The organism is Curtobacterium flaccumfaciens (genome assembly GCF_051548005.1).
Classification (GTDB): Bacteria; Actinomycetota; Actinomycetes; order Actinomycetales; family Microbacteriaceae; genus Curtobacterium.
Genome location: NZ_JBPUGH010000004.1, coordinates 63468 through 69891, shown reverse-complemented (window position 1 = coordinate 69891; position 6424 = coordinate 63468). Strand labels below are relative to the sequence as shown.

Below are 6424 nucleotides of genomic sequence, written 5' to 3'. Positions count from 1 at the left end.
GCTCCGCCGCGCCGAAGCCCGGCGCGAAGCCGGGTCCGGCGACGCCGACCCCTGCCCCGCAGGCACCCGCCGCTGAGCAGCCCGCCTCCGACGCGCCGACCCCGGCCGCGCCGAAGTCGGTCGCGCAGCGTCAGGCCGAGGCGGAGGCAGCGCGGAAGGCAGCCGCAGCCGAGAAGGCAGCGACCACCGACGGTTCCGCCGACAAGGGTGGCGAGGCGCCCGGTTCCGGTTCGCCGAAGCCCGCCGCTGCTGCCGGCCCGAAGCCGGGTGGCCCGAAGCCGGGCGCCCGTCCGGGCAACAACCCCTACGCGTCGAGCCAGGGCATGGGCTCCCGCCCGCCGCGCCCCGGCAACAACCCGTACTCGCAGAACCAGGGCATGGGGCAGCGTCCCCCGGCCGGTCAGGGTGGCGGCAACGGCATCCCGCGTCCGGCTCCGCCGCGTCCGGGCGTCCCGCGTCCGGGTGCTCCCCGTCCCGGTGGCCCCGGTCAGTCCAACCGTCCCAACGGCTTCGGGCAGCGCCCGGGCCAGGGTGGCGGCGGTCGTGGCGGCCCCGGTGGTCGTCCGGGTGGTGCCGGTGGCGCTGGTGGCGGGTTCCCCCGTCCCGCGTTCAGCGGTCCGCGTCCCGCCGGTGGCGGTGGTCGTGGCCGTGGACCCGGTGGTGGGACCGCCGGTGCGTTCGGTCGCGGTGGCGGCAAGAGCCGTGCCCGCAAGTCGAAGCGGACGAAGCGCGCCGAGTACGAGATGCGGCAGGCGCCGTCGCTCGGCGGCGTGCAGGTCCCGCGCGGCGACGGCAACACGGTCATCCGTCTGCGTCGCGGTGCGAGCATCTCGGACTTCGCGGACAAGATCGACGCGAGCCCCGGCAACCTCGTGACGGTGCTGTTCCACCTCGGTGAGATGGCGACCGCCACGGAGTCCCTGGACGAGGCCACGTTCGAGGTCCTCGGCGAGGAGCTGGGCTACAAGATCCAGATCGTCTCGCCGGAGGACGAGGACAAGGAGCTCCTCGAGGGCTTCGACATCGACCTCGAAGGCGAACTCGAGGACGAGGACGACTCGGTGCTGCAGCAGCGGCCCCCGGTGGTCACCGTCATGGGTCACGTCGACCACGGCAAGACCCGCCTCCTCGACGCGATCCGCAACTCGAAGGTCGTCGAGGGCGAGGCTGGTGGCATCACCCAGCACATCGGTGCGTACCAGATCGTCACCGAGCACGAGGGCGTCGAGCGTCCGATCACCTTCATCGACACCCCGGGTCACGAGGCGTTCACCGCCATGCGTGCCCGTGGTGCGCAGGTGACCGACATCGCGATCCTCGTGGTCGCGGCGGACGACGGCATCATGCCCCAGACGATCGAGGCGCTGAACCACGCCCAGTCGGCCGGTGTGCCGATCGTGGTCGCGGTGAACAAGATCGACAAGGAAGGCGCGAACCCGGCCAAGGTCCGCCAGCAGCTCACCGAGTACAACCTGGTGGCCGAGGAGTACGGCGGCGACGTCATGTTCGTCGACGTGTCGGCCCGTCAGAACATCGGCATCCAGGACCTCCTGGACGCGGTGCTGCTCACGGCGGACGCCGGTCTCGACCTGCGTGCGAACCCCGACAAGGACGCCCGCGGTGTGGCGATCGAAGCCCGACTCGACAAGGGTCGTGGTTCGGTGGCGACCGTGCTCATCCAGTCCGGCACGCTCCACGTCGGTGACGCCATCGTCGCGGGCACGGCCTACGGTCGCGTCCGTGCGATGACGGACGAGAACGGTGTCGCCGTCCAGGCAGCGACCCCGTCGCGTCCGGTCCAGGTGCAGGGTCTGTCGTCGGTGCCGCGCGCCGGTGACACGTTCCTCGTCACCGAAGAGGACCGCACGGCTCGTCAGATCGCCGAGAAGCGTGAGGCCGCCGAGCGCAACGCCCAGCTGGCCAAGGCCCGCAAGCGCATCTCGCTCGAGGACTTCACCCGCGCACTCGAAGAGGGCAAGGTCGACTCGCTCAACCTCATCATCAAGGGTGACGTCTCCGGTGCCGTCGAGGCACTCGAGCAGTCGCTCCTCGACATCGAGGTGGACGACAGCGTCCAGCTGCGCATCCTGCACCGCGGTGTGGGTGCGATCACGGAGTCGGACATCGACCTCGCCACGATCGACAACGCGATCGTCGTCGGCTTCAACGTCCGTCCGGACGTCAAGGCCCGCGAGCGTGCGGCCCGCGAAGGCATCGACGTGCGCTTCTACTCGGTCATCTACAACGCACTCGAGGACATCGAGCAGTCCCTCAAGGGCATGCTCAAGCCCGAGTACGAAGAGGTCCAGTCGGGCGTCGCGGAGATCCGCGAGGTGTTCCGTTCCTCCAAGTTCGGCAACATCGCCGGTGTCATCGTCCGCTCCGGCACGATCACCCGCAACGCCAAGGCGCGCGTCATCCGCGAGGGTGTCGTCATCGCCGACGGTCTGGCGATCGAGTCCCTGCGTCGCTTCAAGGACGACGTCACCGAGGTCCGCACGGACTTCGAGGCCGGTATCGGTCTGGGCAAGTACAACGACATCCAGATCGGTGACGAGATCGAGACGACCGAGCTCGTCGAGAAGCCGCGCGACTAGTCGCCTGGCTATCCTGGACCCCGCCGTTCCCCAGGGAGCGGCGGGGTCCACCCGTTCCACCAGAAGATTCCCTGCCCCAGGAGGCACCCATGGCTGATCCGCAGCGCGCCCGCAAGATGGCGGACCGCATCAAGGAGGTCGTCGCACGGCGGCTCGACAAGGGCCTCCGCGACCCGCGACTCGGCTTCGTGACCATCACCGACGTCCGTGTCACGGGCGATCTGCAGCACGCGTCCGTGTTCTACACCGTGTACGGCTCCGACGAGGAGCGCGCCGACTCGGCAGCGGCGCTCAAGGCAGCGACCGGCATGCTCCGCAGCGAGGTCGGCAAGAACATCACGGCGCGGCTCACCCCGTCGCTCGAGTTCATCGCCGACGCACTCCCGGAGACCTCGGCGCACATGGAGGACCTGCTCGCGCAGGCGCAGGTGCGCGACGCCCAGGTCCGTGCCGCCTCGGCCGGAGCGCAGTACGCCGGAGACGCCGACCCGTACAAGCACGACGACGACGAGGACGACACCGCTTCGGCGTAGTCCTCAGCCGACCGGGAGCGTGTACCCGCCCGCATCGTCGCCGACGGCCAGCCCGTCGCGGAGGAGCGAGGCGAGTGCACGCTCCCGCTGTCCGTCGTCGGGCCAGACCAGGTCGATCTCCGACCGGAGCACCGGCACGTCGCTCGCGCGGAGCTCCGCCATGATGAGCCCGCGCACCTGCCGGTCGCTCCCGGCGAACTTCGCTTGCTTCGGCGCACGTGGCCCGTCGTGGTCCGGGTACCCGGCGGCACGCCACGCGCAGCGGTCCGCGATCGGGCAGGCGTCGCACGCGGGGGAGCGGGCGACGCAGACGAGCGCCCCGAGCTCCATCACCGCGGCGTTGGTGGCCGCAGCGTCGTCGCGGTCCTCCGGCAGCACGGACTCCATGAGCGGGAGGTCGTGCTTCGCCTTCGCGGGACCGGGCTGACCCTGGCCGAGCAGCGCCCGTGCGAGCACCCGTCGGACGTTGACGTCGACGACCGGGTGCCGGTCACCGTACGCGAAGACCGCGACGGCCCGGGCCGTGTAGTCGCCGATGCCCGGCAGCGCGAGGAGCGCGTCGACCTCCCGCGGCACGACGTTGTCGTGCTGCTCCGCGATCGCAGTGGCCGCCGCGTGCAGTGCGAGCGCCCGTCTCGGGTAGCCGAGCCGGTCCCAGGCACGCACCGCGTCGGACGGAGGCGACTGCGCGAGGTCGCGAGGGGTGGGCCACCGGGCGAGCCATGCCTCCAGGCGGGGGACGACGCGCGCGACCTGCGTCTGCTGCAGCATGATCTCGCTGACGAGCGTGCCCCATGCCGGGAACCCGGGGCGACGCCACGGCAGGTCGCGCGCCTCGGTTCGGAACCACGCGATGAGCGGGGTGGCGAGGTCGGGTGCGTCCGCTGCGGCGGCACCGTCCACAGGCGGTGCGTTCTCCACATCCGGCCTGGAGGCTCCACTCGCGTTCACCCGGACAGCCTACGGTGGCGTACATGGCACGCTGGGCACCGCAGGAAACCGACACCATGGCCGCGATCGCGGCCGAGGCGATCGCACAGGTCGGCACGAACCGGACCGTCATCGGGATCGACGGACAGCCGGGGACGGACCTCGAGCGCGTCGCCGCGGCGCTCGTCGTCGGCTTCGAGCAGCACGGCGTGCAGGCGATGGCGGCCGCGGCCCCCTCCGCGTCGGCGGACCAGCTCCGGTCGGACGTCGTCGCGCCGTTCCGCTCCACCGGTTCGGGGCCCGGTGTGCTCGTGGTGCACGGCCACGGGGTGCTCGACACCGGCGTCCGTGGGCTCTGGCGCTGGTCGCTGTGGGTCGAGCAGGAGCAGGGTCGCCTCGAGCGTCGGGCGGACGTCAAGATCGCCGCGTCCGCGATCCTCGACGTCACGGACCCCGAGCACCCTCGACGTGAGTGGAACGACGCCTGCTGACCGGGCTGCGAGTGACGAGCGCTGGTAACCTCTCCGGGTGCTCGAATCGCCGCCGGACGGGATCCTCCTCGTCGACAAGCCGCAGGGGATCTCCAGTCACCGGGTGGTGTCGATCGCTCGACGTCGGCTCGGCTTGAAGAAGATCGGCCACGCCGGAACCCTGGACCCGATGGCGACGGGGCTGCTGCTCCTCGGCGCCGGCCCCTCGACCCGGCTGCTCACCCACCTCGTCGGGCTCGGCAAGACGTACACCGCGACGATCCGTCTCGGTGTCTCGACCGACTCCGACGACGCCGACGGTGATCCGACCGCGGCGACCGGCGTCTCCCACGCCGACGTGTCCGAGGCCGCGGTCGAGACGGCGGTCGCGGCGCAACGCGGCACGATCGACCAGGTGCCCTCGACCGTCAGCGCCATCAAGGTCGACGGCCGCCGGGCCTACGACCTCGCTCGGAAGGGCGAGGAGGTCGTGCTCAAGTCCCGCACGGTCACGGTGTCGCGCTTCGACGTCACGGGGCGTCAGGAGCACACGGTGTCGGTCGACGGCGCCGACGTGCAGGTCGTCGACCTCGACGTCGTGGTCGCGTGCTCGTCGGGGACGTACGTCCGAGCACTCGCGCGTGACGTGGGTGCCGCGCTCGGCACCGGCGCGCACCTCACCGCCCTCCGCCGCATCGACGTCGGACCGTTCCACGTCGACGACGCGGTCGACATCGAGGACGACTCGGTCGACGTCCGGGCGGCGCTGCGGCGTCCGGTCGACGTCGCCCGGACCCTGTTCCCGACGGTGGCCCTCGACCCAGCTGCGGCGAAGGACCTCGCGGACGGCAAGCGTGTCCGTGCCGAGCACCCGGACCACGAGGGGCCGGTCGCGGCGATCGCGTCCGGGTCGGACCGGCTCGTCGGACTCGTCTCCGTGCGCCGCGGACTGCTCCGGGTCATCACCAACTTCCCCACGGCGACGGGAGCCTGACGCGTGATCGAGTGGTTCATGTGGGTGCAGCTCGTCGTGGCGGTCGTCGCGGGGCTGTTCGCGGTCGTCGTCGGGTTCATCGGGTGGAAGCCGAACGACTACACCGTCGGGTCGCTCGTCCTCGTCGAGCTGCTGCTCGTCGCGCAGGGCATCATCTCGCTCGTGCTGCCCGCGACCGGCAGCCCGCCCGAGGGGAACGCGCTGGAGTTCGGCGTGTACGCCGTGTCGGTGCTCCTCGTGCCGCCGGCGGCCGTCGTGTGGGCGCTCATCGACCGCACTCGGTGGAGCACGGTCGTCCTCGGTGCGGGGGCCTTCACGGTGGCCGTGATGGTCTACCGGATGTACCAGATCTGGTTCGCGCTGAACTGACCCGGACGGCGGTGACCAGCTGCGTCGTCGGTGACGGCGGGCGTCGGTAGAATCGGTGCAATGGCGACCAGATCCTCACTCGCGACCGGCATCGGCCGCGTCCTCATCGCCGTCTACGGCATCCTCGCGTTGGCCGCGACGGGTCGCAGTGTCGTGCAGATCATCGAGAAGTTCTCCTTCGCGCCCGTCGCCTACACGCTGAGCGCGGTCGCCGCAGTCGTGTACATCGTCGCGATGATCGCCCTGATCGCGCCCGGTCGGGTCTGGTACCGCGTCGCCTGCGTCACGATCGGCTTCGAGATGGCCGGGGTCCTCGTCGTCGGCACGCTCTCCCTGATCGACCGCCAGCTCTTCCCCGACGACACCGTGTGGTCCTACTACGGCCTCGGGTACCTGTTCGCGCCGCTCGTCCTGCCGATCGCCGGACTGTGGTGGCTCCGCAAGCACCACCGTTCGGCAGCGACCGGTCCGACCGCGACGACCGCCGACCGGACCGACCCGTCCGCGACCGCCCGCGTGGGCGAGTAGGGG

General features: G+C 71.2%; 7 protein-coding genes. 6 read left to right on the top strand and 1 reads right to left on the bottom strand.

The genetic code is table 11. The features are described 5' to 3' along the window. Positions 1-2597, top strand: a 2597-nt coding sequence (infB, locus tag ACSW7Y_RS01460; protein WP_438124570.1) for a translation initiation factor IF-2, incomplete at its 5' end; no start/stop codon positions are given. An 89-nt stretch (positions 2598-2686) separates the two neighbouring features. Then, positions 2687-3130, top strand: coding sequence for a 30S ribosome-binding factor RbfA (gene rbfA / locus ACSW7Y_RS01455; RefSeq protein ID WP_438124569.1), 444 nt, complete (start codon positions 2687-2689; stop codon positions 3128-3130). A 3-nt stretch (positions 3131-3133) separates the two neighbouring features. Here the strand turns inward: rbfA and ACSW7Y_RS01450 are convergent, their stop codons facing one another. Beyond that, the gene (locus tag ACSW7Y_RS01450) at positions 3134-4033 is read right to left on the bottom strand and encodes an A/G-specific adenine glycosylase (RefSeq protein WP_438124568.1); all 900 of its coding nucleotides are present in this window, start codon (positions 4031-4033) and stop codon (positions 3134-3136) included. Positions 4034-4104: 71 nt separating this feature from the next. Here ACSW7Y_RS01450 and ACSW7Y_RS01445 point away from each other — a divergent pair, with 71 nt between their 5' ends. From ACSW7Y_RS01445 to ACSW7Y_RS01430, 4 genes are read left to right on the top strand one after another with little or no spacing between them, the layout of a single operon-like run. Next, positions 4105-4551: a hypothetical protein gene (locus ACSW7Y_RS01445; RefSeq protein WP_438124567.1), complete on the top strand. Its 447-nt coding sequence runs from the start codon at positions 4105-4107 to the stop codon at positions 4549-4551. Between the two features lie 37 nt (positions 4552-4588). Next, entirely contained in the window at positions 4589-5524 is a 936-nt protein-coding gene (gene truB, locus ACSW7Y_RS01440) for a tRNA pseudouridine(55) synthase TruB (RefSeq protein WP_438124566.1), read from the top strand. 3 nt (positions 5525-5527) lie between these two features. Then, on the top strand, positions 5528-5893 hold the full coding sequence (locus ACSW7Y_RS01435; RefSeq protein ID WP_438124565.1) for a hypothetical protein: 366 nt from the start codon (positions 5528-5530) through the stop codon (positions 5891-5893). Positions 5894-5953: 60 nt separating this feature from the next. Further along, positions 5954-6421: a hypothetical protein gene (locus ACSW7Y_RS01430; RefSeq protein ID WP_438124564.1), complete on the top strand. Its 468-nt coding sequence runs from the start codon at positions 5954-5956 to the stop codon at positions 6419-6421. The last annotated feature ends 3 nt before the right edge of the window (positions 6422-6424 follow it).

Excerpts from the sequence above, each read along its gene's own strand:
- rbfA (WP_438124569.1), top strand. The coding sequence starts at position 2,687 with ATGGCTGATCCGCAGCGCGCCCGCAAGATGGCGGACCGCATCAAGGAG.
- ACSW7Y_RS01445 (WP_438124567.1), top strand. The coding sequence starts at position 4,105 with ATGGCACGCTGGGCACCGCAGGAAACCGACACCATGGCCGCGATCGCG.
- ACSW7Y_RS01430 (WP_438124564.1), top strand. The coding sequence starts at position 5,954 with ATGGCGACCAGATCCTCACTCGCGACCGGCATCGGCCGCGTCCTCATC.